The organism is Shinella sp. AETb1-6, assembly GCF_009826875.1.
Lineage (GTDB): Bacteria > Pseudomonadota > Alphaproteobacteria > Rhizobiales > Rhizobiaceae > Shinella > Shinella sumterensis.
This window is the reverse complement of the sequence record NZ_WUMM01000024.1, coordinates 1-25,066: the sequence shown is the minus strand read 5'-3', so window position 1 is coordinate 25,066 and position 25,066 is coordinate 1. Positions and strand designations below refer to the sequence as shown.

General features: G+C 63.8%; 23 protein-coding genes and 1 pseudogene. 18 read left to right on the top strand and 6 right to left on the bottom strand.

What is annotated here, in order from left to right; genetic code table 11:
* Positions 1-60: 60 nt before the first annotated feature.
* From GR158_RS24415 to phnN, 3 genes are read left to right on the top strand one after another with little or no spacing between them, the layout of a single operon-like run.
* Positions 61-768 (top strand): DUF1045 domain-containing protein, encoded by a 708-nt coding sequence (locus GR158_RS24415; protein ID WP_160872963.1) that lies wholly within the window; start codon positions 61-63, stop codon positions 766-768.
* 2 nt (positions 769-770) lie between these two features.
* Positions 771-1,910, top strand: coding sequence for an alpha-D-ribose 1-methylphosphonate 5-triphosphate diphosphatase (locus GR158_RS24410; RefSeq protein WP_160872975.1), 1,140 nt, complete (start codon positions 771-773; stop codon positions 1,908-1,910).
* Positions 1,907-2,503, top strand: coding sequence for a phosphonate metabolism protein/1,5-bisphosphokinase (PRPP-forming) PhnN (gene phnN / locus GR158_RS24405; protein WP_160872962.1), 597 nt, complete (start codon positions 1,907-1,909; stop codon positions 2,501-2,503). Before GR158_RS24410 ends, phnN begins: the two co-directional genes overlap by 4 nt.
* Before the next feature lies 1 nt (position 2,504).
* Here the strand turns inward: phnN and GR158_RS24400 are convergent, their stop codons facing one another.
* From GR158_RS24400 to GR158_RS24390, 3 genes are all read right to left on the bottom strand, one after another.
* Positions 2,505-3,947 carry a deoxyribodipyrimidine photo-lyase gene (locus GR158_RS24400; RefSeq protein WP_160872961.1) on the bottom strand — a complete coding sequence of 481 codons (1,443 nt, stop codon included), beginning with the start codon at positions 3,945-3,947 and terminating at the stop codon, positions 2,505-2,507.
* A 1-nt stretch (position 3,948) separates the two neighbouring features.
* Positions 3,949-4,311, bottom strand: a complete 363-nt coding sequence (locus GR158_RS24395; RefSeq protein WP_134652445.1) for a YbaN family protein — start codon at positions 4,309-4,311, stop codon at positions 3,949-3,951.
* Between the two features lie 103 nt (positions 4,312-4,414).
* Positions 4,415-4,723 (bottom strand): DUF2934 domain-containing protein, encoded by a 309-nt coding sequence (locus GR158_RS24390; RefSeq protein WP_160872960.1) that lies wholly within the window; start codon positions 4,721-4,723, stop codon positions 4,415-4,417.
* A 156-nt stretch (positions 4,724-4,879) separates the two neighbouring features.
* Here GR158_RS24390 and GR158_RS24385 point away from each other — a divergent pair, with 156 nt between their 5' ends.
* The 12 genes from GR158_RS24385 (at position 4,880) to GR158_RS24330 (ending at position 17,723) form a co-directional block, all read left to right on the top strand.
* Positions 4,880-5,497, top strand: coding sequence for a hypothetical protein (locus tag GR158_RS24385; RefSeq protein WP_160872959.1), 618 nt, complete (start codon positions 4,880-4,882; stop codon positions 5,495-5,497).
* A gap of 94 nt (positions 5,498-5,591) precedes the next feature.
* Positions 5,592-8,510, top strand: coding sequence for a monovalent cation/H+ antiporter subunit A (locus GR158_RS24380; protein ID WP_160872958.1), 2,919 nt, complete (start codon positions 5,592-5,594; stop codon positions 8,508-8,510).
* Positions 8,510-8,848: a Na+/H+ antiporter subunit C gene (locus GR158_RS24375; RefSeq protein WP_134652436.1), complete on the top strand. Its 339-nt coding sequence runs from the start codon at positions 8,510-8,512 to the stop codon at positions 8,846-8,848. The genes GR158_RS24380 and GR158_RS24375 overlap by 1 nt, the downstream gene beginning before the upstream one ends.
* Positions 8,845-10,482: a monovalent cation/H+ antiporter subunit D gene (locus GR158_RS24370; protein ID WP_160872957.1), complete on the top strand. Its 1,638-nt coding sequence runs from the start codon at positions 8,845-8,847 to the stop codon at positions 10,480-10,482. Before GR158_RS24375 ends, GR158_RS24370 begins: the two co-directional genes overlap by 4 nt.
* Before the next feature lies 1 nt (position 10,483).
* Positions 10,484-10,960, top strand: coding sequence for a Na+/H+ antiporter subunit E (locus GR158_RS24365; protein WP_160872956.1), 477 nt, complete (start codon positions 10,484-10,486; stop codon positions 10,958-10,960).
* Positions 10,957-11,238 carry a K+/H+ antiporter subunit F gene (locus tag GR158_RS24360; RefSeq protein WP_134652430.1) on the top strand — a complete coding sequence of 94 codons (282 nt, stop codon included), beginning with the start codon at positions 10,957-10,959 and terminating at the stop codon, positions 11,236-11,238. The genes GR158_RS24365 and GR158_RS24360 overlap by 4 nt, the downstream gene beginning before the upstream one ends.
* Positions 11,239-11,243: 5 nt before the next feature.
* Positions 11,244-11,627, top strand: coding sequence for a monovalent cation/H(+) antiporter subunit G (gene mnhG, locus GR158_RS24355; RefSeq protein WP_160872974.1), 384 nt, complete (start codon positions 11,244-11,246; stop codon positions 11,625-11,627).
* A gap of 209 nt (positions 11,628-11,836) precedes the next feature.
* Positions 11,837-14,542, top strand: coding sequence for a DNA translocase FtsK (locus tag GR158_RS24350; protein ID WP_160872955.1), 2,706 nt, complete (start codon positions 11,837-11,839; stop codon positions 14,540-14,542).
* A gap of 244 nt (positions 14,543-14,786) precedes the next feature.
* Entirely contained in the window at positions 14,787-15,830 is a 1,044-nt protein-coding gene (gene fba, locus GR158_RS24345) for a class II fructose-bisphosphate aldolase (protein ID WP_134652426.1), read from the top strand.
* A gap of 174 nt (positions 15,831-16,004) precedes the next feature.
* Entirely contained in the window at positions 16,005-17,147 is a 1,143-nt protein-coding gene (locus GR158_RS24340) for an alpha-hydroxy acid oxidase (RefSeq protein WP_160872973.1), read from the top strand.
* A gap of 43 nt (positions 17,148-17,190) precedes the next feature.
* Positions 17,191-17,424, top strand: a complete 234-nt coding sequence (locus GR158_RS24335; RefSeq protein ID WP_134652424.1) for a CopG family ribbon-helix-helix protein — start codon at positions 17,191-17,193, stop codon at positions 17,422-17,424.
* On the top strand, positions 17,421-17,723 hold the full coding sequence (locus GR158_RS24330; protein ID WP_202402436.1) for a type II toxin-antitoxin system RelE/ParE family toxin: 303 nt from the start codon (positions 17,421-17,423) through the stop codon (positions 17,721-17,723). The genes GR158_RS24335 and GR158_RS24330 overlap by 4 nt, the downstream gene beginning before the upstream one ends.
* 3 nt (positions 17,724-17,726) lie before the next feature.
* Here the strand turns inward: GR158_RS24330 and GR158_RS24325 are convergent, their stop codons facing one another.
* From GR158_RS24325 to GR158_RS24315, 3 genes are read right to left on the bottom strand one after another with little or no spacing between them, the layout of a single operon-like run.
* Positions 17,727-18,761, bottom strand: coding sequence for a histone deacetylase family protein (locus GR158_RS24325; protein ID WP_160872954.1), 1,035 nt, complete (start codon positions 18,759-18,761; stop codon positions 17,727-17,729).
* Between the two features lie 2 nt (positions 18,762-18,763).
* Positions 18,764-20,152 carry a glutamine synthetase family protein gene (locus GR158_RS24320; RefSeq protein ID WP_160872953.1) on the bottom strand — a complete coding sequence of 463 codons (1,389 nt, stop codon included), beginning with the start codon at positions 20,150-20,152 and terminating at the stop codon, positions 18,764-18,766.
* Positions 20,149-21,522, bottom strand: a complete 1,374-nt coding sequence (locus GR158_RS24315) for a transaminase (protein ID WP_160872952.1) — start codon at positions 21,520-21,522, stop codon at positions 20,149-20,151. The genes GR158_RS24320 and GR158_RS24315 overlap by 4 nt, the downstream gene beginning before the upstream one ends.
* A 250-nt stretch (positions 21,523-21,772) precedes the next feature.
* On the opposite strand from GR158_RS24315, the gene GR158_RS24310 reads away from it, so the two are divergent.
* The 3 genes and pseudogenes from GR158_RS24310 to GR158_RS24300 all read left to right on the top strand — a co-directional run bounded on the left by GR158_RS24310 (position 21,773) and on the right by GR158_RS24300 (position 24,806).
* On the top strand, positions 21,773-22,714 hold the full coding sequence (locus tag GR158_RS24310) for a helix-turn-helix domain-containing protein (RefSeq protein ID WP_202402435.1): 942 nt from the start codon (positions 21,773-21,775) through the stop codon (positions 22,712-22,714).
* Positions 22,715-22,982: 268 nt separating this feature from the next.
* Entirely contained in the window at positions 22,983-23,921 is a 939-nt protein-coding gene (locus GR158_RS24305) for a zinc-dependent alcohol dehydrogenase family protein (RefSeq protein ID WP_160872951.1), read from the top strand.
* A 115-nt stretch (positions 23,922-24,036) separates the two neighbouring features.
* A pseudogene (locus GR158_RS24300) lies at positions 24,037-24,806 on the top strand (helix-turn-helix domain-containing protein).
* The last annotated feature ends 260 nt before the right edge of the window (positions 24,807-25,066 follow it).

The following is a 25,066-nucleotide window of genomic DNA, read 5'->3' as shown; positions in this document are numbered from 1 at the left end:
TTTCATGATCCGGCGTCGCCTTCGCGGGCGGCGTCGAACGAGTTTCACAGGAATGAGCCTTTGCGATACGCCCTTTACTTCACCCCGCCCGCCAGCGATCCCCTGACCCTCGCCGCCCAACGCTGGCTCGGACGCAACGCCTTTACCGGTGCTGCGCTGGAGCAGCCGGCGATCGGCAATTTCGAGGCGTCGGCGGTGGCGGGGCTGACGGCAGACCCGCGCCGTTACGGTTTCCATGCCACCCTGAAGGCGCCGTTCGCATTGGCCGAAGGCCGCAGCGAAGCCGAGCTTGTTGCCGAAATCGGCCGCTTCGTTTGCGAGATGGAAGCCTTCGACATTCCCGAGCTCGTGGTGGGGCGCCTCGGTTCCTTTTTCGCGCTGATACCTGGCGATCATTGCGAGCCACTGCAAAGTTTCGCCGGCGACGTGGTCCGGCGCTTCGAGCGTTTCCGCGCCCCGCTGACCTCGGCCGATATCGCGCGGCGCAAGCCGGATGAACTGGGCGCCGCCGAGCGGCAAAATCTGGTGCAGTGGGGTTATCCCTACGTCTTCGACGAGTTCCGCTTCCACATGACGCTGACGGGCCGCGTCCCGCTTGAAAGCCGTGACGCCGTCGAAGCCGCCCTTCTCGATCATTTCGCCGATTTCCATGGTCGTCCGCTGACGCTCGGCGGGCTGGCGCTCTTCCGGGAGCCGTCGCGCGGCGCCGATTTCACCGTTCATTCGCTCTTCCCGCTGGGTGGGGCCGCCAACAGAAAGACTGCATGAAGATGACCCGCGAAACTATTCTTTCCAATGCAAAAATCGTGCTTGAGGACCGGGTTCTGGACGGCACGCTCGTTCTGCGCGACGGCCTCATCGCCGATATCGCCGAGGGGGTGTCTGCTGCCGGCGAGGACATGGAAGGCGATTTCCTCATTCCCGGTCTCGTCGAGCTGCACACAGACCATCTCGAAGCGCATTACTCGCCGCGCCCCGGCGTTCGCTGGGGCAAGACCGCGGCGATCCAGTCGCATGATGCACAGGTCGTCACGTCAGGCATCACCACCGTCTTCGATTGCCTGCGCATGGGCTCGGATTCGGACGGCGGTTTCGAGCAGGGCGAGATGCGCGCCATGGCCGATGCTCTTGCCGAGGCGCAGGCGGAAGACCGTCTTCGCGCGGAACACCTCATTCATCTGCGGTGTGAAGTTTCCACAGATAACGTATTGGATCATTATGCAGAATTCGAGGGCGACCCAATGGTCCGTCTCGTTTCCCTGATGGATCACGCGCCGGGCCAGCGGCAGTTCCAGACGATGGACCAGTACGTTCTCTACTACCAGAAGAAGCGTGGCCTCTCGGATGCCGAGTTCGCCGAATTCTGCAAGCGGCAGCAGGAGCTTTCCGCGCGTTACGCCAAGCCGCACCGCGACGCCATCGCCGCATCCTGCGCGGCGCGCAACATCTCTGTCGCCAGCCATGACGACGCTACTCTGGAGCATGTCGAGGAAGCGATCGGCTACGGTATCCGCCTGGCCGAGTTCCCGACCAGCGTCGAAGCGGCGAAGGCCTCGCATGGTGCGGGCATGAGCGTGCTCATGGGTGCGCCCAACATCGTGCGTGGCAAGTCCCATTCCGGCAACATCGCGGCGCGCGATCTGGCCCGGATGGGCGTGCTCGATGTTCTGTCCTCCGACTATGTGCCCTTCAGCCTGATGCATGCGCCCTTCATTCTGGCCGACGAGGTGGAGGGTATCGATCTTCCGACGGCGATTGCGATGGTCTCGACCACGCCTGCCCGCACGGTTGGTCTCGATGACCGCGGTGCGATTGCCAAGGGCCTGCGCGCCGATATCGTGCGCGTGCGCCGGCCGGATGGCGTACCGGTCGTCCGCTCGGTCTGGCGTCAGGGTCGCCGCGTGGCATGAGCGTGGAGGCGAAGTCGCATGCGCCGCGTGTCGCCGCTGGCACGATGGTGGTGGTCGTCGGCCCGAGCGGTGCCGGCAAGGACAGCGTGATGTCCTATGCCGCGCGGCATTTCGCTGGCGAGGCGCGCGTGCAGTTCGTGCGCCGCGTCATCACCCGGCCCGCCGATGCCGGTGGGGAGGCGCATGAGGCCATCGATGCCGCGGGTTTCGCACGGCGCAAATCCGAGGGCGGCTTCGCCGTGTCGTGGGAGGCCCATGACCTGTCCTACGGCATTCCCTCCGGGACGCTGGCCCAGCTGGAGAAGGGCGTGACGCTGATCGCCAACGGCAGCCGTTCCGCACTTCCGGCCTTCGCAGCCGCCTTTCCCCGCCTCACCGTCGTGCTGATCACGGCCCGCCCGGACATTCTTGCCGAACGGCTTGCCGCACGCGGCCGCGAGACCGCAGACGCAATCCGCAAGCGTCTCGACCGTGCAGTCCCCGAAATCGTGGTCGCCGCTAACACTGTCGTCATCGACAACAGCGGCGCTCTGGAGGATGCCGGAGACGCGCTCGTGTCGCTTCTGTCCAAGACCCTGGCCGGGAACGGCTAGGTCAGGCGTTCTTCAGGGATTTGTAGGCCGCCAGTGCGCGTTCGCGCGCCTTGGCGTGGTCGACGATGGGCTTGGGATAGGTCGTGCCCAACTCGATATTCGCCTCTTTCAACACGCCAGCGGGCGCATCGAACGGTTTGTGGATAAAGGCCGCGTCGAGATGCTCCAGTTCCGGCACGAAGGCGCGGACATAGGTGCCGTCGGGGTCGAATTTCTCACCCTGCAGGATCGGATTGAAGATGCGGAAGAAGGGGGAGGCGTCGGCACCCGAGCCCGCGACCCATTGCCAGTTGGCCGGGTTCGATGCGGCGTCTGCGTCCACCAGCGTATCGCGAAACCACTTCTCGCCATGCCGCCAGTCGATCATCAGATGCTTGATGAGGAACGACGCCGTGATCATGCGGACCCGATTGTGCATCCAGCCATGTTTCCAGAGCTGGCGCATGCCGGCATCGACGATCGGGTAGCCCGTCATGCCCTGCGTCCACAGGCGGAAATGCTTGCCTGCCTTCTCCCAGGGAAAGTCATCGAAGCGCTCGTTCCAGTTCTTCTCGGCAAGGGCGGGAAAATGAAAATGCAGATGGTGGCAGAATTCGCGCCAGGCCAGTTCCTTGCGGAAGTGGATCACGTCGTCGGCGGGCGCCTTCAGGCCGCGCGTTGCATGCCAGATGCGGGCAGGGGAGATTTCACCGAGCGCCAGGTAGGGCGACATCCTGGACGTCGCGTCGAGCGCGGGATGGTCTCGATCCACCTTGTAGCCCGCAATGGCGCCGTCCACGAAGTCGTCCAGGCGTTCGCGTGCGGCTGCCTCGCCGGGCGTCCAGATGTCCTTGAAGGATGCCGCCCAGTCCGGTTTGACGGGCAGGAATTTCCAATCGTCTAGCATTTCGGACGGCGGCGCCTTCGTTGGGGCCTTGATGTGCTTCGGTGCCTCGATCGGTTCCGGCGGTTCGCCCTCGCGTTCGAGCGCCTTCCAGAATGGCGTATAGACGCGGTAGGGCTTCTTCTCGCCCGTCAGGAGGCGTGTCGGATCGTGCAGCAATTGTCCGGAGAAACTGTGCACGTCGAGGCCTTCGGCCTTGAACACGCGCTTTATCTCCTTGTCGATGGAAATGCCGGCCGGATCATGCCTGCGGTTCCAGTAAAGCGTATCCGCACCCGTTTCCGGGACAAACTTGCGCAGAACACCGGCGGCCGCGCCGGATCGCAGTACGAGCGGCGAGCCGGCTTTTTCGAGGCCACGCGCAAGCGAGGCAAGCGCGTGATGCAGCCACCAGGCCTGGGCGGCACCCAGCGGCCCGGTGCCGGCGGCCTCCGGTTCGCGGATATAGAGAGGGATCACGGGGCGTCCCGTGTCGGCGGCCGCGGCAAGGGCGGCGTTGTCATCCAGTCGAAGGTCCTTGCGGAACCATACGACGACGGGCGCTGCGGTCTTGTTGGTCATCTCAACCTTTCGGCAGCGGGCGTGTGAGGATGAAGGTGACGCTTCCCGCAAGCACCAGCCCGACGATTACAGCTAAAAGCGGCGATGGCTGTGTGCGATACCAGAAGAAGCCGTAGCTCGCGACGATCAGCGATACGGCCATCGTTTTCGCCCGCGCCGAGATGGCGCCTTCGCGGCGCCAATTCGTCAGCGGCGGCCCCAGCGTGCGGTGGTTGAGCAACCATTGCTCCAGGCGCGGCGAGGATCGCGAGAAACACCAGACCGCGACCAGAAGGAACGGCGTGGTCGGCAACAGCGGCAGGAAGGCGCCGACAATGCCGAGCGCCGTCATGAAAAGGCCGGCCAGCATGTAGATCCAGCGCAAGGGAACCTCGTCTTGGGAGTGGTCGAGGTCCAGATAGAGCGCTTTCCGCCGGCTTCCAAGGGGGCAGGACGCCGCGGCGGACGAAACGGCCGCCGCCGGCGGATCAGATCGATTTGTCGGCTGCGGCCTTCGCCGTTTTCGCCTTGGCAGGAACTTTAGCGACTGCTGGTTTTTCCGCCTTGGCTTCCTTCTTCTTCGGCTTGGCCGGCTGCGCCTTCGCAGGCTTCGCCTTGCCGGAGATTTCGATCAGCGGCTTCTTGGCGGCCTTCTTCGCGACCGCGCCCTTCTCGAAATCGGCGTGTTCCCGCTCGGCCTGATCCCAATGGTCGCCGTCGCGCCCGTCCGGCCGGCCGGCTTCCTCCCAGATCGTATAGGCTCTCTTGCTGATCCATTCCCTTCGCGTATCCGTCATCGCTGGTCCTCTAGTGAGAGTGATTGATGTCGTGCATGCGCCGCGGTTGGGACCGCCGAAGCTTCGGCACGAAATTCTCCGGTTCCGTCGGTCTTCCCGTGTCACCAGTCTTCAACCGCCCACGACACCGTCAACCGGAACGTGGGTGGGCCTGCTTTGTGCGATTCGCTTGAGAAGGATGCGCCCAAAGGGGCGGGGCTTCAAGCCGGCCTGCATGCGTCGCCGAACATGGTTTTTCCCACGAAACGGAAAATCATCCTGCCAGACGCGGCAAATCGTTGCAATTTTGGAAAAATTTCATGCTCGCGGGTGGACAGCGCCGATCCCGCCAACGTATTGTCCGGATACGAAAATATCCATCACAGGCAGGCGAATCGAAGGGTAGGGCGTTTGACGGGAGCAAGGCGACAGCATCGGCCGTTTTATCCGGCGTTCTGCCTCCTCTGCTCTGCGCTCACCTGCATTTTGCTGCTGGCATTCACGTTATCGGCTCCCGTGGCCGGCAGCGTGGCGCCGCGCGTTCTTGTTCATGGCGCGCAGAAGAATGCGGGATCTCTTTCCGCTTCCACCGGTTTGGAAGGGGCGAAGGGGCAGGTCGCAGGCAAGCTGATGTCTTCGGATGGGCGCGGTGTCGAACTGGTCTGTCCGCTTGAGGCCGTATTCACCGGGCCGTTTGGCTCTGCGGCCGGTGTGGTACCGGGGCGTTCGCGCTGCTTCGCCGATAGCCATCTCGTGACGTCGGCGGCGCGTGCGCCGCCTGCGGATATCGCCTGACGCCGTTCGATCATTTCAGATCGCGCGGCTTTGCATATGGCCGGCGTGCCGGCATGAGAGAAGCACCCGACGTTCGAAAGCGATCGATCAAACAATGACAGGTGAAATGGTTCTGGTCCTGCTGGTATGCCTTCCCTTCCTGGGAAGCCTTGCGGCGATCATGCTGCTCCGGACGGATTCCCGCGTTCTTGCCGCCCGCATGGCCGGCGCCGTAACGTTTCTGTGCCTCGTGCTGACGGCGGCAGTGTATCCCGCCGTCCGCGCCGGTGGAAAATTACGGCTCGATATCGAATGGCTGCCGCAGTTCGGACTGAACTTCACGCTGCGCATGGACGGCTTTGCGTGGCTCTTCGCCATGCTGATCACCGGGATCGGCTGCCTCGTCGTGCTCTATGCGCGCTACTACATGTCGGAAGAAGATCCGGTTCCGCGCTTCTTCTCCTTCCTGCTTGCCTTCATGGGCTCGATGCTCGGCATCGTTCTCTCCGGCAATATCATCCTGCTCTCGGTGTTCTGGGAGCTGACCAGCATCTTCTCCTTCCTGCTGATCAGCTATTGGCACAACAACGCCACGGCACGCGACGGCGCACGCATGGCGCTGACGATCACGGGTATCGGCGGCTTCTGCCTTCTGGCAGGCCTTCTGGTGCTCGGCCATATCGTCGGCAGCTATGATCTCGACGTGGTGCTGGGGGCGGGCGACCAGATCAAGGCCCATCCGCTCTACCTGACGGCGCTCGTCCTGATCCTGATCGGCGCGCTCACGAAGAGTGCGCAGGTGCCCTTCCACTTCTGGCTTCCCAATGCCATGGCGGCGCCGACGCCGGTCTCGGCCTACCTGCATTCGGCGACCATGGTGAAGGCCGGCGTCTTCCTTCTGGTCCGCTTCTGGCCGGCGCTGTCGGGCACCTATGAATGGTTCATGCTCGTCGGCATCGCCGGCACCTGCACCCTGCTGCTCGGCGCCTATTTCGCCATGTTCCAGCAGGACCTGAAAGGCCTGCTCGCCTATTCAACGATCAGCCATCTCGGTCTCATCACCACGCTGCTCAGCCTCGGCAGCCCGCTGGCTGCCGTCGCGGCGATCTTCCACATGATGAACCACGCGACCTTCAAGGCGTCGCTCTTCATGGCCGCCGGGATCATCGACCATGAAACCGGCACCCGCGACATGCGGCGATTAAGCGGCCTCTACAGGTACCTGCCGATTACGGGCACGCTGGCCATGGTGGCGAGTGCCGCCATGGCGGGCGTGCCGCTGCTCAACGGGTTCATTTCCAAGGAGATGTTCTTCGCCGAGGCCGTCGAGACGCATGCCGATTCCGTGCTGGACCGCATGCTGCCCTATATCGCGACTCTCGCCGGCGCGTTCTCCGTCGTCTATTCGCTGCGCTTCATCCATACCGTCTTCTTCGGCCCGCCGCCGCTGGACCTGCCCAAGCCGAAACCCCATGAGCCGCCGCACTGGATGCGCTTCCCCGTCGAGTTCCTGGTGCTGGCCTGCCTCGTCGTCGGCGTCATCCCGAGCCTGTCCATCGGACCCTTCCTCCATTCGGCCGTCGTTTCCGTGCTCGGCGATCGCACGCCCGAATACAGCCTGGCCGTCTGGCACGGCATCAACACGCCGCTGATCATGAGCATGATCGCGCTTGCCGGCGGCGTCCTGCTCTATGTCCTGCTGAAGGACTATCTGGCCCGGTGCGACGATGGCCCGCCGATCTTCCGTCATCTCGCAGGGCAGCGCATCTTCGAGCGCGTGCTGGTCACGGTGTCCTGGAAATGGGCGCGCTGGATGGAAAGCCGCTTCGGTACGCGCAATCTGCAGCCGCAATTGCGTCTGATCGCCGCTGCCGGCCTGCTGGCAGGCGTGGTGCCGCTCTATATGGCAGGCTTCACGCCGACGCCGGTCGCCATCAGCGGGATCGATCCGATCTTTGCGGCGATCTGGTGCATCGGCGCTTTTTGCGCGCTCGCCGCCGCCTACCAGGCGAAGTACCACCGGCTGGCCGCCCTCGTGCTGCTTGGCGGCGCAGGTATCACCACCTGCATCACCTTCGTCTGGCTTTCGGCGCCCGATCTCGCCATCACGCAGCTCGTGGTGGAGATCGTGACGACCGTGCTTCTGCTGCTCGGGTTGCGCTGGCTGCCGAAGCGGTACGAGAAGGTCGACAACTCCGTGACGCTCGCCGCGCGCGGCCGTCGCTTCCGCGATTTCCTGCTCGCCGTTTCATGCGGCTTCGGCATGTTCCTGCTGTCCTATGCGATCATGAAGCAGCCGGTGCCGGACGCCATTGCCAGCTATTTCCTGGAGAAGGCCTATACGGAAGGCGGCGGGCGCAATGTCGTCAACGTCATTCTGGTGGATTTCCGCGGCTTCGACACGATGGGCGAGATCGTGGTGCTGGCGATCGTGGCGCTGACGGTATTTGCGCTGCTGCGCCGCTTCCGCCCTGCGCCCGACAGCATCGAGAAGCCGGAACAGCAGCGAATCCAGGCAGCCTACGACGATGAGCAACCGGAGCGTTCGGCCGGCGATACGGTGCGGGACTATCTGCTCGTGCCCTCGGTCATCATGCAGTGGATGTTCCCGGTCATCGTCACCTTCGCGATCTACCTGTTCATGCGCGGCCATGACCTGCCGGGCGGCGGGTTTGCCGGCGGCGTGACCATGGCGATCGCCTTCCTCCTGCAGTATCTTGCGGGCGGCGTGCGTTGGGCGGAGGACAGGCTGCGCATCCTGCCCCTGCGCTGGATGGGCTTCGGCCTGCTCGTCGCGCCGCTCACGGGCATGGGCGCCTGGCTGTTCGGCTATCCGTTCCTGACGTCGCACTCGCAATATATCGATGTGCCGTTCATCGGGAAGGTGCCGATGGCGTCGGCGCTGATCTTCGACCTCGGCGTCTTTTCGCTCGTCGTCGGCGCGACGGTGCTGATCCTCATCGCGCTTGCGCACCAATCCATTCGTACGCATCGGGTTCGCAATCTCGACGCCACCAAGGCGGAGGAAGCCTGATGGAGCTCGTTCTCGCAATCGGAATCGGCATCATGACGGGATCCGGGGTCTGGCTCCTGCTGCGCCCGCGCACCTACCAGGTGATCATCGGCCTCTCGCTTCTGTCCTATGCCGTCAACCTCTTCATCTTCGCCGTCGGCGGCGTGAAATCCAACGCCGCGCCCGTGCTGGGCGAGGGCGTCGATATCTCGACGCTGACAGACCCGGTCCCGCATGCACTGGTCCTGACGGCCATCGTCATCGGCTTTGCGACGACGGCCCTCTTCCTTGTGGTCCTGCTTGCCGCGCGCGGCCTTACCGGCACCGATCACGTTGACGGCAGGGAGCAGCCCAAATGAGCGGCTGGCAGCAGAACCTCATCATCGCGCCGATCCTCATCCCGCTGCTTGCGGGCGCGCTCCTGCTGTTCTTCGATGAGCGCCAGCGCGTCGTGAAGGCCATGATCAGCGTGGTGTCCTGCCTCGCGCTCGTCGCCATCGCCGTCAGCCTGTTCCGCTTTGCAAGCTATGGTCCGGAACGGTTCGAGGGCGTCTATATGCTGGGCAACTGGCCGGCACCTTTCGGCATCGTGCTGGTTGTCGATCGCCTCTCCGCGCTCATGCTCGTGCTAGCCTCCATCCTCGCGGTCCCGACGCTGGTCTACGCGCTGGCGCGCTGGCATGCGGCAGGCGCGCATTTCCACTCGCTTTTCCAGTTCCTGCTGATGGGGCTGAACGGCGCGTTCCTGACAGGCGACCTCTTCAACCTCTTCGTCTTCTTCGAGGTCATGCTGGCGGCGTCCTACGGTCTCTTGATGCACGGCTCCGGCCCCATGCGCGTTAAGGCCGGTCTGCATTACATCGCGGTCAACCTCGCTGCCGCGCTGTGCTTCCTCATCGGTGTCAGCGCCATCTACGGCTCCGCCGGCACGCTCAACATGGCAGATCTTGCGGTGCGCATCGGCGAGATCGAAGGCGACCGGCGCATGCTGCTGGAGGCGGGCGCCGCCATTCTCGGCATCGTCTTCCTCATCAAGGCGGGCATGTGGCCCCTGAACTTCTGGCTTCCGGCCGCCTATAGCGCAGCGACGGCGCCCGTTGCCGGCATCTTCGCGATCATGAGCAAGGTCGGCATATACGTCATCCTGCGGCTTTCGCTTCTGGTGTTCGGCCAGGGCGAATCCGCCGGGCTCGGCCTCAATGTCCTGCTCTATGGCGGCATGGCGACGGTGGCGTTCGGCACGATCGGCGTTCTGGCATCGCAGGCGCTCGGGCGGCTTGCCAGCTATTCCGTCCTCGTGTCGTCGGGTACGTTGCTGGCCGTGCTCGGCCTCAACAACGGTATGGTGACCGCCGGGGCGCTATTCTACATGGTCAGTTCCACGCTCACCATCGCGGCCTTCTTCCTGCTCATCGAACTTGTCGAGCGCGGGCAGGACGCCGGTGCGTCGGTTCTGGCGGTGACGATGGAAGCCTATGGCGACGCCGACGAGGAAGAGCAGGAAGTCGAGGTTGGCGTGACCATGCCCGCGACCATCGCGGTGCTCGGTGTGTGCTTCGCCGCCTGCGGCATTCTGCTTTCCGGCCTGCCGCCGCTGTCCGGTTTCGTGGCCAAGTTCGCCATGATGACGGGCATGATCGGGAGTGGTGTGGCCACCGACGCACCGATTCCGGCCTCCGTCTGGTGGATCGTGGCGCTTCTCATCCTCTCGGGACTGGCCGCGCTCATCTCCATGACACGCGCCGGTATCCGCACTTTCTGGGCCTCGATGGAGGGCACCGTTCCCCGCGTCCTCGTCATGGAAATGGCGCCTGTCTTGCTGCTGATCGCCATGACGCTCGCGCTCACCGTGCAGGCGGGTCCCGCGATGCGCTACATGGAGGAGACCGTCAGCGGTCTTCAGCACCCGGCAACCTATATCGATGCGGTGATCAATGCCCGCCGCGTTGGCGTCGAGGAACCGGGCGGGCCGGAAGGCGGGGGAGGGATCTGACATGCTGCCCTATCCGCTGCTGAGCGCATCCCTCGTCATCATGTGGCTGGCCCTGAACGGTTTTACGCTCGGCCACCTTATCCTCGGCTGCATCGTCGCCGTCTTTGCCTCCTGGGGCATGGCGTCGCTGCGGCCTGCCAAGCCTCGCCTGAAGAAGTGGTATCTGCTGCCCAAACTCGTCGGCATCGTGCTCTACGATATCGTGCGCTCGAACATCGCCGTCGCGTCCATCATCCTTGGCGGGCACAGGCGAAAGTTCAAGTCGGGCTTCATCACCGTTCCGCTCGATGTGGAGAGCCCGATGGCGCTCGCGGTCCTTGCTGTCGTGGTGACCAGTACGCCGGGCACGGCCTGGCTTGAATACAATTCGCTGAACCGGACGGTGCTGATCCACGTCCTCGACCTTGTCGACGAGGCCGAGTGGCAGACCCTGATCAAGGGGCGGTACGAGGCGCTGCTGATGGAGATCTTCGAATGAGCCAGACCATTCTCGCCGTTTCCCTGACATTCGCCCAGGTCTGCCTCGCCATCGCCATGGCGCTCGCGGCGCTACGCATGTCGCGTGGTCCGCGGGCCCAGGATCGCGTCCTGGCGCTCGACACGCTCTATGTGAACTCGATGCTGCTTCTGATGGTGTTCGGCATCCGCACGGGCAAGGACATCTATTTCGAGGCGTCGCTGGTCATCGGCATGCTCGGTTTCGTGGCCACGGTGGCACTCGCCAAGTTCCTGATGCGCGGGGAGGTCATCGAATGAACATCATGGATCACGCGGTCGACCTGCCGGTCTGGGCAGCGATTCTCGTCTCGTTCTTTCTCGTCGTCGGCTCGGGTCTGACGCTGATCGGCACGATCGGTTTCTCGCGCCTGCCGTCCTTCTACGAGCGCATCCATGCGCCGACGCTCGGCACCAGCTGGGGGACCGGCGGCATCGTGATGGCCTCGATGGTCTTCTTCACCGTGCTTGCCACGCGGCCGGTCATCCACGAAATCCTGATCGGCATTTTCGTGACCGTCACGACACCGGTCACCTTGATGCTGCTCGCCCGTGCCGCCCTTCACCGGGACAGGGCGGAGGGCAATCCGGATGTGCTGGCCGAAGTGTCCCCGGACGAACCGAAAAGCGGCCCCGCCCTCGGCGAGTGAGGCGGGGTTACCCCATAGAATTTTTTGCATTCGATCCACCCGCGGCAACCCGCGGAGGATCACGCCCATGCGCCCTTTTGAAGCGCTCGGACGACGCTCCGAAACGGGATCGTGATAAGGATTCTGCGCCACTCCAAAGACATTGTTAACCTTCATTTCCTAACCATCTACGCATCCCTATCGGCAATGATCGTCGAGTGTGCAGGTTCATGCGTATTTCCAGAACAAACTTCTATCCTATCCTCGAATCTGAAACGGAAGCCGACGAGAACGCGTCGGATTTCTTTCATGAAGGCAATGGTTTGGCCGAAGAGGCCGCACCGGAAGAAGCCTGGATCACGCAAGAGCCGCCGGTGGCGAACGACGATACCTATCGTCCGCGCTTCCGCTCGCCTGCGCTGCGCGGCTACGATCCCGGCCAGTATGCCGACGGAAGCTGGGAGAGCCACTTCTATCTGGCGCCCAATGTCCGCTTTACACGGACGCCTGACAAGGTCTCCGCAAAGATCGAGGAGGCCGCCGCCGAAGCCGCCGCGATTACCGAATCGGTCATCGAACCCCAACCCGAGGTGATCGTCGAACCCGCTGCCGAATTGCAGTCGACCCAGCTTTCGCAGGCCGAACTGCTTCAGCGCCTGCGTGAAGCGCTCGATGAACGGCGCCGCCGCTTCGAGGCACAGCAGGCGCCGGAGAGTGTTCCCGCCGATCCCGTCCCCCAATTCGTCCAGGCGGTCGTGGCCGCCAAGACCCATGAAATACCGGAAGATGCCGCTGTCGTGTTCAAACCTGAAAGTCCCATTCGTTCTCCCTTCCTCGCGCGCAAGCTCGCACCGGCCGCTGAGGCAGCACCGGCCGTAAAGCCCGACATCCGCGCCGCCATAGAGCGCTTTGCCCATCTTTCCGATCATGCCTTCTTCGAGACCATGACGCCGGGCGAGGAGCTTGTCGCCGCGCCCGGCGTCATGCCCATTCCGGTGCGCCCGGCCGTCTCCGTCGTGCGCATGCCGCTGCCGGTCGCCGAGCCGGTCGTTGCGAAGCCCCTTGTCGTTGCGGAACAGAAGGCCGGACCGGCCTCCATCACCTCGCTCTTCCGCGTCGTCGAATGCCGCCCGGCATCCGGCCGCAAGCCGGAGACGCAGATCGTGACGACGCAAAGTGTGGCGGACGTGGAACCGGTGGCCGCTGTCCAGCCGGTGGCAGAAGCCATTCAGGAGATTGTGCCCGCTGCCGTCCAGATCCCGCAGGTGCCCGTCGCGGTTACCCCTGTTGCGGCGGCCGAACCTGTTCGTGAAGCCCCGTCTTCGGTGCTCTCTCGCGCGCGCCCGTTCGAGGTGACCATGGCGACGCCTATGGGCGACACCTACGAGTACCCGCCGCGCGAACTCTTGCAGGAGCCGCCGCGCACCGTCGGTTTCGTGCTGACCCAGGAACAGCTCGAACAGAATGCCGGCCTTCTCGAAAGCGTTCTGGAAGATTTCGGCGTTCGCGGCGAGATCATCCATGTCCGTCCCGGTCCGGTCGTCACGCTCTATGAATTCGAGCCTGCACCGGGTGTCAAATCCTCGCGCGTCATCGGTCTTGCCGACGATATCGCACGCTCCATGTCGGCGCTTTCGGCCCGTGTCGCCGTCGTGCCCGGCCGCAACGTCATCGGCATCGAACTGCCGAACGCGACACGCGAGACCGTGTATTTCCGCGAAATGATCGACTCGCCCGATTTCGCCAAGACCGGCTTCAAGCTGCCGATTTGCCTGGGCAAGACGATCGGCGGGGAACCCGTCATCGCCGAACTCGCGAAGATGCCGCACCTGCTCGTGGCCGGCACGACGGGCTCCGGCAAGTCCGTCGCCATCAACACCATGATCCTCTCGCTGCTCTACCGGTTCCGTCCGGAAGAATGCCGCCTGATCATGGTCGATCCGAAGATGCTGGAACTGTCGATCTATGACGGCATTCCGCACCTGCTGACCCCGGTCGTTACCGATCCCAAGAAGGCCGTCATGGCGCTGAAATGGGCCGTGCGTGAGATGGAGGACCGTTATCGCAAGATGTCGCGCCTGGGCGTGCGCAACATCGACGGTTACAACAACCGTGTCGCCGCTGCCCGTGACAAGGGCGAGACCATCTCGATCAGCGTCCAGACCGGCTTCGACAAGGGGACCGGCGAGGCGATCAACGAGGAACAGGAACTCTCCCTCGAGCCGATGCCCTACATCGTCGTCATCGTCGACGAGATGGCCGACCTCATGATGGTCGCCGGCAAGGAGATCGAAGGTGCCATCCAGCGGCTCGCCCAGATGGCGCGTGCCGCCGGCATTCACCTGATCATGGCGACGCAGCGTCCGTCGGTCGATGTCATTACCGGCACGATCAAGGCGAACTTCCCCACCCGTATCTCCTTCCAGGTGACGTCGAAGATCGACAGCCGCACGATCCTCGGCGAGCAGGGTGCCGAACAGCTTCTCGGCCAGGGCGATATGCTGCACATGGCCGGCGGTGGCCGCATTTCCCGCGTGCACGGTCCCTTCGTCTCCGACGAGGAAGTCGAGAAGGTCGTGCTGCACCTCAAGGCGCAGGGGCGTCCCGAATATCTCGAGACGGTCACGGCCGGTGAGGAAGACGAAGAGGAAGAAAAGCCCGCGGCCGGTGGCGCCGTCTTCGACAAGGGCGACATCGCAGCAGAGGATGGCGACGATCTCTACGAGAAGGCCGTCAAGGTCGTGATGCGGGATCGCAAGTGCTCGACATCCTACATCCAGCGCCGGCTGGCCATCGGTTACAACCGGGCAGCTTCCCTCGTGGAGCGCATGGAGAAGGAAGGCCTCGTCGGCGCCGCCAACCATGTCGGCAAACGCGAGATCATCAGCGGGGAACGCAACGTGGTCGCTCCGCCAGAGATGGGCGACGACGACTGAGAGCGTTCGCCGGGCGATTGCTCCGAGATCGGGCAATAGTCCTACTTATTTGAATTGCCGATCTTTTTTGGATCCGGCCCGTACAAGCGGGCCGGATTTTTATGGTCCGGCCAGGAAAATTCGAAGCCGTCCCCGATTTAATCGATTTGGCTTCCGGCGCGGTCCCGAGCGGCTGTTGCATCTGCCTGACGATGTGTGAATAGTGCCGCCGACCCCGATACCATGCATCCAAGGGAGGACAGGAATGGCCTTGATCACCATGCGGCAACTGCTCGATCACGCAGCGGAGAACGATTACGCACTGCCCGCATTCAACGTAAACAACCTGGAATACATCCAGGCAGTCATGCGCGCGGCGGATGCGACGGATTCTCCAGTGATCCTGCAGGCGAGCCGCGGTGCGCGCTCCTATGCGGGCGATGCCTTCCTGCGCCACCTCATTCTCGGCGCGGCCGAGGAGTATCCGCACATTCCCGTCTGCCTGCATCTCGACCATGGCGACCAGCCCTCCACCTGCATTTCCGCCATCACCAACGGCTTCACCTCCGTCATGATGGACGGCTCGCTGCTGGCCGACGGCAAGTCGATCGCGAGCTACGAATACAATGTCGACGTCACGGCCGAGGTCGTGAAGATCGCGCATGCGGCCGGTGTTTCGGTCGAAGGCGAGCTTGGCTGTCTCGGCAATCTGGAAACGGGCGCCGGCGAGAAGGAAGACGGCCACGGCTTCGAAGGCAAGCTGACGCGCGAGGAACTGCTGACCGACCCCGACCAGGCTCTGGACTTCGTTTCCAAGACCGGTGTCGATGCGCTTGCCGTCGCCATCGGCACGAGCCATGGCGCCTACAAGTTCACCCGCGCGCCAGATGGCGACATCCTGTCGATCGAGACCATTGCCAAGATCCACGCCAAGCTGCCGAACACGCATCTCGTCATGCACGGCTCGTCTTCGGTCCCGCAAGACTTGCAGGACCTGTTCACCGAATATGGCGGAGAGATGAAGCAGACATGGGGCGTTCCCGTCGCCGAAATCCAGAAGGCGATCCCGCTCGGGGTGCGCAAGGTCAATATCGACACGGACCTGCGTCTCGCCATGACCGGCACGATCCGCAAGAACTTCAAGGAAAAGCCGGAGAACTTCGACCCGCGCACCTACCTGAAGCCGGCGACGGCCCGCATGCAGGAGGTCTGCCGCGAGCGCTTCGAGGCCTTCCGCACGGCCGGCAAGGCGTCCGGCATTCGCGTCAAGCGCCTGCCGGAGATGGCGAAATTCTACGCGGCTAGCTAAGGCCACCGTCACCGCCGTTCATGCCCTCCCGGTCTCCAGCCGGGAGGGTTTTAATTTGAAGCTGCAAGCCGCAGGAATTCGTTGCGAGGCGCCGCACGTCCTCGTAAAAGATGGCGCAATCCAGTTGGAAGCGGACCATTGCGACAGCGTGGCCGGTGCGAGGACGACATGAGCGTGGAACGGGCCCTGACAATTGCAGACCTCAAGGAACAGGCGCGTCGAAGGGTGCCGAAGATGTTCTTCGACTATGCGGACTCCGGCGCCTGGACCGAGAGCACATACCGTGCCAACGAAGAGGATTTCCGCAAGATCAAGCTGCGCCAGCGCGTGCTGGTCGACATGACCAACCGCTCGCTCGCAAGCGAGATGATCGGCGAGAAGGTGTCGATGCCGGTCGCCATCGCGCCCACCGGCTTCACCGGCATGCAGCATGCCGACGGTGAGATGCTGGCCGCGCAGGCGGCGGAGGAGTTCGGCGTTCCCTTCACGCTTTCCACCATGAGCATCTGCTCGATCGAGGACGTGCGCTCCGTCACGTCCAAGCCGTTCTGGTTCCAGCTCTATGTGATGCGGGACCGCGACTTCGTCCTGAGCTTGATCAACCGCGCCAAGGCGGCCGGTTGCTCGGCCCTCGTCCTGACGCTCGATCTCCAGATCCTCGGCCAGCGGCACAAGGATCTGCGCAACGGCCTGTCCGCTCCGCCGCGCTTCACGCCCAAGCACGTCTGGCAGATGATGACACGGCCGTTCTGGTGCCTCGACATGCTCGGCACCAAGCGCCGCACCTTCGGCAACATCGTCGGCCATGCCAAGGGCGTGGGCGACCTCTCGTCGCTTTCGTCGTGGACGTCGGAGCAGTTCGATCCGCAACTGTCCTGGAAGGACATCGAATGGATCCGCGACCAGTGGGGCGGCAAGCTCATCCTGAAGGGCATCCTGGATGAAGAAGATGCGCGCATGTCGCTCGGCAGCGGTGCGGATGCCATCATCGTCTCCAACCACGGCGGACGACAACTCGACGGCGCGGCCTCATCGATCAGTATGCTGCCGCGCATCGTCGATGCCGTCGGCGACCAGATGGAAGTCCATCTCGATGGCGGCATCCGCTCCGGCCAGGACGTGCTGAAGGCACTTTGCTACGGCGCCAAGGGCACCTATATCGGCCGTCCCTTCCTTTACGGGCTCGGCGCGGGCGGCAAGGCTGGCGTGCGGCGCTCGCTTGAAATCATCCGCCGTGAGCTCGACACCACCATGGCGCTGTGCGGCGAGCGCGACGTGAAGAACCTCTCGCGCGACAACCTGCACAGGGACGCTTGACGCAGGACTGGCAAGTTCGGGCGGTTCGTGCGAGAATAGCGGCATGAGCAAAGGTAATGCCATATCGAAGGACCTCGATCGCCGCATCGATGCGCTTGCTGCGCGCTCCTCGCTGACGCGTGGTCAGATCATTGAGGACGCACTCGCACATGGTCGTTCGCTCGCCTGGCAGGAAAAGTGGATCGAAGGTGTCGAGGCGGGCCTTGCGGACGCTGACCGGGGCGATTTCGTAAGTGAAGACGAGATCGCGATTGTCCTCAGCAAATATGAACCTTGACGGACGCCGTGACGCGCGTTGTCTGGACCCGTCGCTATCTTCGTGAGCTGGAAGTGATCGGAGATTATATTGCCGAGCGCAATCCCAGGGCAGCGGCAAAGGTCACGGCCAATATCCATCTCCGGACGAAGCGGCTATTGGCGGACAATCCCTTTATTGGACGTGTCGGTGAAATCGAAGGCACCCGGGAGCTTGTCGTTCCGGGTACGCCCTATATCGTCGCGTATCGTGTTCTGGAGACTCGCGTCGAGGTACTCTTCGTGCAGCACGGCGCGCGCGAATGGCCGGAAATCCTGTAACCGTCAGCCGCCCTCGAAGCCTTGCAGCACATTCACCGCGTTGAGGCCGAGTGCGCCGGTCGCATAGCCGCCTTCCATGACGAAAAGCGTCGGCAGGCCGAAATCGGCAATGCGGCGGCCGATCGTCAGGAAGTGATCGCTCTCCAGCTTGAACTGCGAGATAGGGTCATCCTTGAATGCATCGACGCCCAGCGAGATGACGAGCGCTGACGGTGCGTAGGCGCGGATTTTCTCGTGCGCATCCTCGAAAGCCGCCTGCCACTGCGCCCAAGGCGTGCCGGCGGGCAGGGGATAGTTCAGGTTATAGCCTTCGCCCTTGCCTGCGCCGCGCTCGCGGGCATAGCCGAGATGGAACGGGAATTCGAAATCCGGGTCGCCGTGCAGGCTCGCCAGCAGCACGTCATCGCGGTCGTAGAAGATTTCCTGCGTGCCGTTGCCGTGGTGATAATCCACATCGAAGATCGCCACGCGGGCGTGGCCGTTGTCGAGAAAGCGCTGGGCGGCGATGGCGGCATTGTTGAGGTAGCAATAGCCGCCGAAGAAGTCGCGTCCCGCATGGTGGCCGGGCGGGCGGCAGAGCGAGAAGGCGGCGCGCTCGCCGGAGAGCACAGCGTCCGCGCCGGCCAGCGCCGTGTCGGCGGCGCGTTTCGCCGCCTGCCAGGTCGTCTCGGTGATCGATCCGGCCATGTCGAAGGAGTAGTAGGACAGCCGTGCATCGAGACCGGAGGGCGGTGTGTCGATGGCCGGCATGGAGCGATGGCGCCAGCTATAGGGCCAGACCTCGCCGTCGCGTCCCGCCGCGCGCCACTCGGCAAAGACGTTTTCCAGGAAATCCACATAGTCGGGCGTGTGAATGCGCTCGATGACAGCGCGCTCATAGCTCGGAGGCTCGATGACCGGGCCGAGCCCGACGTCCTTCACGCGCCGAAGCACGATCTCCGCGCGTTCCGGCATTTCGAAGGTTTCCACGATGCGGCCGAAGGACAGCTCCATGCCGCTGTGATGCAGGTGATGGTCGGCGGTGTAGAAGGTTTTCATGGTCAGACGATTTCACCGTAGAATGTGCGTTCCAGCGCGGTCACTTCGTTGGCGAAGCGGCGGTATTCGGCGCGCTTGAGCGCGAGGAAGACATGGTGCAGACGCTCGCCGAGCGCTTCCCTGAGGAAGACGGAGCGGCTCGCCGTCTCGATAGCGCCGCGCCAGTCCGGCGACAGTGCGTCGCCGGAGCCCTCGGCATAGGCCGTCGTTTCCGGGCCGGGATCGGCCTTGGCAAGGATGCCTTTGCGCATGCCGGCCAGCACCGTCGCGCCCACGAGATAGGGATTGGAATCGATACCGGCGGCACGCTGCTCGAGATGGCGACCGGCGGGCGAGCCGGCGGGAATGCGCACGGCGACGCTGCGATTGTTCGTGCCCCAGGTCGGGGTCGTCGGCGCGTAGCTCTGCGCGGAAAAACGACGCCACGAGTTGAAATGCGGCGCGAAGACGAGCATGGATTCCTCCATCGTCTCCAGCAAGCCCGCCACCGCATGCCTCAAGAGAGGCGACAGGGCTTCCCCGTGATCGGCAAACAGGTTCTCGCCGGCGGCGTCCCCAAGGCTGGCATGGACATGCATGCCGGAGCCCGCCCGGCCGGCGAACGGCTTGGCCATGAAGCAGGCCATCATGCCGTGGCGCACGGCGAGCGCCCGGATGAGGCGCTTCAGCATGGCAAGGTCGTCAGCGGCCCGCAGCGCGCTACCATGGCGAAGCGTCAGCTCGAACTGGCCCTGCGCATATTCCGAGATCATCGTCTCGACAGGCAGGCCCTGTGCTTCAGCGCCGCGATAGACGGCGTCGATGAAGGGTTCCAGCCGGTCGAGCTCGGAGACGCCGTAGACCTGGATGCCGTCCGGCCGCTCACCCGTGAGCGGTAGGCGCAGTGGCTGGAAATTGCCGTCCGGCGTCCGCTCGCGGTCCAGCAGGTAGAATTCCAGCTCATAGGCGAGCACGGGATGGAAGCCGTCCGCCTCCAGCAACCCGACCTGCCGGGCCAGCGCATGGCGCGGGTCGGCATTCATCGGCGTGCCGTCCAGTTCATAAAGCGCCAGCCGCACTTCGCCGCGTGGCGGCGAGGTCCAGGGCAGGGGCACCAGCGAGCCGGCAACCGGCCAGGCGCGGCGGTCCGCGTCGCCATCCGACCAGACGAGGCCGGTTTCTTCGACGTCCTCGCCGGTGACGTCGAGGCCGAGAATGGAGCCCGGCAGGTGACGGCCTGAGCGGAAGATCGGCAACAGTTCATGCCGCCGGATGATCTTGCCGCGCGCGATGCCGTTGAGGTCGATCAGGACGAGATCGAAGGCGGTGATTTCCGGATGGGCGGCCAGAAACGCCTCGGCTTCGGAAATATCGGCGGCCGAGGCCGGACGGGTGGCGAGGTCACGGCTCACGCGGCGGCCCTCCGCTCGGCAAGCCGCCCAATCACGGTCGAGAATGCGTCGACGAGACCGTCTGCCTGTTTCTCGGACAAGGCAGGGCTCACCAACACCATGTTGTGGAACGGGGTCAGCAGGTAGCCGAGGTTCAGCATGGAAAGATGCAGCGCGGCCTCGATCGTATCGGAGGCCGCAGCCCGCGCTTCGGCGGCGTTCGTCACGGGTACGGAGGAGAAGACGACCTCCAGACGCGCGCCGACGCGCGAGACGGTCCAGTCAAGACCGACGGCGGCGATGGCGGCCTTGAAGCCGGCCTCAATGCGATCGGCATTGGCCTGCATCTTCGCATAGGCGTCTTCGGTCATGACGTGTTCCAGGCAAGCGCGCAGGCAGGCAAGCTGGAGGGCGCTGCCGGACAGCGTCGTGCCGATGCCGGAATGGCCATGCCCGCTCTGTTCGCGCCGGATGACATGCAGCCTGTCCGAAATGGCCTGCGTCATGCCCCAGACGCTGACCGGCACGCCGCCGCCGATCGGCTTGCCCATGACGATGAGATCAGGCTCCAGGCCGTGCACCTTCGTATAGCCGCCAAGCCCGGTGGAGATGGTGTGCGTCTCGTCGATGAGAAGCAGCGTGCCGGCATCGCGGGTGAGGCGGCGCAACGCATCGTGGAAGCCCGGCGCGGGCGGGATCATGCCGCAGTTGGTCATGACCGGTTCGGCGAGCACGCAGGCAATGTCGTTGGCGGCAAGCGCCTTCGCAAGAGCGGCTTCGTCGTTGAAGGGAATGGAGACGGTGAGTTCGCCGAGATCGCGGACCTGCCCGAGCAGGTTTCGCCGCGAGATGGTCTTGCCGTCGACGAGATCGACCAGCGTATCGTCCACCGCGCCATGGTAGCAGCCGTCGAAAACGAGCAGCTTGGCGCGGCCCGTGACGGCACGGGCGACGCGGATCGCAAAGCGGTTGGCATCGCTCGCCGTCGCGCCAAGCTGCCAGCGCGGCAGGCCGAAACGCTCGACCAGCAGGCGGCCGACTACCTGCGCGTCGGACGAGGGCAGCATGGTCGTGAGGCCACGCGTTCCGGCGTTCTTCAGCGCCTCCAGAACGGGGGCAGGGCCGTGACCGAACATGGCACCGGTATCCCCGAGACAGACGTCAACGATGCGGTTGCCGTCGAGATCGACGAGTTCGACACCGCTTGCCTGGTCCACGACGAGGGGAAAGGGTGTGGGCCAATCGAGCATCCAGTGCTGCGGCACGCCGTCGAAGAAGCCCGATGTCGCCTCGTCGTGGGCCGCCGCGCAGCGCGGACGCCTTGCCCGAAAAACCTCCGCTTCCGCCTCGATGAGCGCACGTGCGCGCGCCTCCAGGTTCGCCCTCTCCATCCCGTTCTCCAGCAGGTTCGTCAAAAATGTGATCACATATTGGTTGATGTGATTTCAAGTGTCAAACGGCAAGATGGCCGACGGGCAACATCCGTTGGAAACCATGCGGCGAAGGGCGCAATTGATATTTCGCCGTTTCCAGGCAGAATGCCGATACGGATGGAGGGAGGCGGAAAATGCTCGAGCATGCTCTGCTTTACGATGCGCAGGGCCAGCCACTCTTGAGCGGCCGGCTGAACGCGTCCCGTGATTGGTCAGAGTCAACGCGTTCTGCCACCGCGTCTACATGCCACTGGCGACGCGGCCGCTCGTCGCCGGCTCCGATCCCAACGCCACCTTGCGCACCCTGTCGATCGGCCGAATCGTGCTTAGCCGCTTCTGCTTCGGCGTTCCGACGCGGGCGGACGAGTTCGATCCGTCGTCGGGCAACATCATCGTGGTCAACACCATGCGCGGCGGGGTGCGCCATCCGCTCACGGACGGAACGGGTATCGACACCGTTGCGGGAGACAGCTACGTCGTCGATTGCAGCCGCACCGATTACTGGAACATCGCCAACGGCGACGACCTGCAGTTCAACCTGACCATCCCGCACAAGCTGATGGAGGAAACCGCGCAGCGGTGGTACGGCTTCGTGCCCGAGGACGACCTCTGGAAGAAGCGGCTGGTTTTCGGGCGCGGCCATTCGCCCTGGCTCTCCCTTCTCGACTACGCGACCCTGTCCGTCGATGCGCAAAACAACCGCATTTCCAGCCCGCTCATCGAAAAGCGGATCGAGGAAACCCTTTGTCTGGAGCTGCTGCGCGGCTGGGCGGAGTGCTCGGGTCTCAATCTCGAGACGGGGGCCCGCAGTGCCGCACCCCGTTATGTGCGCGAAGCGGAGCGGTTGATGGAGGAGAGGGCGCATGAGGCACCATTCGTCGCGGACATTGCCGCGCAACTCGGCATTTCCGCCCGCAGCCTTTCAGAGGGGTTCCGGCGGTTTCGCGGCGTGACGCCGCATGAGTACCTCACCGCGCGACGCCTCGACGGCTTGCGCAAGGCGCTGGAAGAGGCGCCTCCCGGCCAGACGGTTTCGTCCATTGCCGCGGCGAGGGGATATGTGAACCTCACCGCGATGACGGCCTTCTACCGGCAGCGCTTCGGCGAAACGCCATCCCAGACATTGCGCAACCGCTTCTCCCGTCTCTAGCGGCGCGCCGGCACCATATCCCAACCGTTTCCCACCGGACATGCGGCCGCCGATCCGTTTCGGCAGCGGATTTGGGCGCGTTTGGCCGATTGCTTCCGATTTCGATGCGCGGATTCCCGAATGGATCAGGCTTCGCTCTGATTGCCGTCCCGTCCTCGTCTAGATTGCGCTTGGGTGCCCGTGGGGCGCCTCACCATCCGGACAGGAGACGGGTTTGTGTGATCTTTGCAAAACCATGCTGAGGGGCGCGCCCCCGCGGGAGGATTTGATGAAAGCGCTTGTTTATTACGGCCCAGGGAAAAAGGATTGGGTCGAAAAGCCGAAGCCGGTCATTCAGGAGGCCACGGATGTCATCGTGAAGATCACGAAGACGACCATCTGCGGCAGTGACCTGCACATTCTCAAGGGCGATGTGCCCAGCGTCGGCGAAGGGCGCACGCTCGGCCATGAAGGGGGGGTCGGCATCGTCGATGACGTCGGCAGCGCGGTGCGCAATTTCCGCAAGGGCGATCCGGTGCTGATCTCCTGCATCACCTCGTGCGGGTCCTGCCCGAACTGCAAGCGCCAGCTCTATTCCCATTGCGACGACGGCGGCTGGCAGCTCGGCAACACCGTGGATGGAACGCAGGCCGAATATGTCCGCATCCGCCATGGCGACAACTCGCTCTATCCGGTTCCCGACGGCGCAGACGAGGAAGCGCTCGTCATGCTCTCGGACATCCTGCCAACCGGTCTTGAAATCGGCGTGCAGGCGGGCGGCGTGAAGCCGGGCGACGCGGTCGCCATCGTCGGCGCGGTACCGGTCGGCATGTCCGCACTTCTGACGGCGCAGTTCTATTCGCCGGGCAGGATCGTGATGATCGATATGGATCCGGCGCGCCTGGCGCTCGCTCGCCAGTTCGGCGCCACCGACACGATCCAGGTCGGTGAGGAAGACGCGGCGTCGCGGATCATGGACCTGACCGGCGGCCAGGGTGTCGACGTGGCCATCGAGGCCGTCGGCGTGCCCGCGACCTTCGACATCTGCCAGAAGATCGTCTCGGCCGGCGGCAAGATCGCCAATGTCGGCGTTCACGGCAAGCCGGTGGAACTCCATATCGAGGATCTCTGGATCAAGAACATCAACATCTCGATGGGCCTCGTCAACACCAACACGACGCCGATGTTGCTGAAGACCGTGAAGGCCGGAACGTTCGATCCCGGTTAGTTCCATAATTCAGATTACGCGATCTTTTTTTGTAGCCGCAAAGTTGAAGTGTCCTGATTCTGCAAAGTTGGAATGTCACACTCCCCGGGCCTGAACGATGCCTGGGAGATTGCAGATGGGATTGATAGCGATGAGCGAGCGCGATCTGCAACGGATCGAGACTTTGTCGAAGGTGGTTGCCGGCCGGATGACCACAGTGTCAGCGGCGCATGTGCTTGATCTGAGCGAGCGCCAGGTGCGCCGGCTGCTGGAGCGTATGCGGACTGGCGGCGCGGCTTCGATCCGGCACAAGGCAATCGGTCGGCCCTCGAACAACCGGATCAGCGACGAGGTTCGCGATTATGCGATGACGCTGGTTCGCGAACGCTATGCGGATTTCGGACCGACATTGGCGACGGAGAAGCTGGCCGAGCGCGATGGACTGCGTGTATCGCGCGAGACGGTGCGCAGCTGGATGGCCTGTGCAAGCGCGAGCAGCGCTATGTCGGATCGCAGCTGACGTTTTCGTTCGAGCGCAAGCGGATCATGCTGGAGGAGACCGCGGTGACGCGTGGCCTGGTTGGCCGTTATGTCGAGACCTATGCCTATGCGGACGGTCGGCTGGATGTGCGATGGAAGGGACATTCCCTGCCCTATCAGGTGTTCGACAAGGACCAGCGGGTGACGCATGCGGCGATCACCGAGAACAAGCGGCTCGGTGATGTCCTGGCATATATCAAGGAGCGTCAGGACGAGCGCCCGGCGCCTGACGTGAAGAACAACAGCGATAAGAACGGATACATCAAACGCGCGCGTGGACCCGGTCGTCGGAAAGACTTCACGACCGATCCGGTTGTGATTGCGCGGCGAAAGAAAGCGCTGTCGCAACAGCAGGCTGCGGAGTGAGGCGTCTCAAAGCTAAAGCCGAAGAGGTATGTCAATCACCCGCCCCGATCTGATCTTGCAAGCGGGATCAGCCGCTCAGATCGGGGCTGGCCGGTGTTGCATGTGGTGACATGCGGACATTTCTACTTTGCAAACCCGCGGGACATTCCAACTTCCCAGCCACATTTATGACGCTGTCATGGGACGCACCTGCCCCCATCTGAGATTGAACGAACGCCCTGCGTCGGCAGCTTCAGGCCGCCATGGCCTTGCGGAGGTTC

What these genes read in the sequence shown, in the direction of transcription:
- GR158_RS24410 (WP_160872975.1), top strand. Translation starts at nt 771, where the DNA reads ATGACCCGCGAAACTATTCTTTCCAATGCAAAAATCGTGCTTGAGGAC.
- phnN (WP_160872962.1), top strand. Translation starts at nt 1,907, where the DNA reads ATGAGCGTGGAGGCGAAGTCGCATGCGCCGCGTGTCGCCGCTGGCACG.
- GR158_RS24400 (WP_160872961.1), bottom strand. Translation starts at nt 3,947, where the DNA reads ATGACCAACAAGACCGCAGCGCCCGTCGTCGTATGGTTCCGCAAGGAC.
- GR158_RS24390 (WP_160872960.1), bottom strand. Translation starts at nt 4,723, where the DNA reads ATGACGGATACGCGAAGGGAATGGATCAGCAAGAGAGCCTATACGATC.
- GR158_RS24380 (WP_160872958.1), top strand. Translation starts at nt 5,592, where the DNA reads ATGACAGGTGAAATGGTTCTGGTCCTGCTGGTATGCCTTCCCTTCCTG.
- GR158_RS24375 (WP_134652436.1), top strand. Translation starts at nt 8,510, where the DNA reads ATGGAGCTCGTTCTCGCAATCGGAATCGGCATCATGACGGGATCCGGG.
- GR158_RS24370 (WP_160872957.1), top strand. Translation starts at nt 8,845, where the DNA reads ATGAGCGGCTGGCAGCAGAACCTCATCATCGCGCCGATCCTCATCCCG.
- GR158_RS24365 (WP_160872956.1), top strand. Translation starts at nt 10,484, where the DNA reads ATGCTGCCCTATCCGCTGCTGAGCGCATCCCTCGTCATCATGTGGCTG.
- GR158_RS24360 (WP_134652430.1), top strand. Translation starts at nt 10,957, where the DNA reads ATGAGCCAGACCATTCTCGCCGTTTCCCTGACATTCGCCCAGGTCTGC.
- mnhG (WP_160872974.1), top strand. Translation starts at nt 11,244, where the DNA reads ATGGATCACGCGGTCGACCTGCCGGTCTGGGCAGCGATTCTCGTCTCG.
- GR158_RS24350 (WP_160872955.1), top strand. Translation starts at nt 11,837, where the DNA reads ATGCGTATTTCCAGAACAAACTTCTATCCTATCCTCGAATCTGAAACG.
- fba (WP_134652426.1), top strand. Translation starts at nt 14,787, where the DNA reads ATGGCCTTGATCACCATGCGGCAACTGCTCGATCACGCAGCGGAGAAC.
- GR158_RS24335 (WP_134652424.1), top strand. Translation starts at nt 17,191, where the DNA reads ATGAGCAAAGGTAATGCCATATCGAAGGACCTCGATCGCCGCATCGAT.
- GR158_RS24325 (WP_160872954.1), bottom strand. Translation starts at nt 18,761, where the DNA reads ATGAAAACCTTCTACACCGCCGACCATCACCTGCATCACAGCGGCATG.
- GR158_RS24315 (WP_160872952.1), bottom strand. Translation starts at nt 21,522, where the DNA reads ATGGAGAGGGCGAACCTGGAGGCGCGCGCACGTGCGCTCATCGAGGCG.
- GR158_RS24305 (WP_160872951.1), top strand. Translation starts at nt 22,983, where the DNA reads ATGAAAGCGCTTGTTTATTACGGCCCAGGGAAAAAGGATTGGGTCGAA.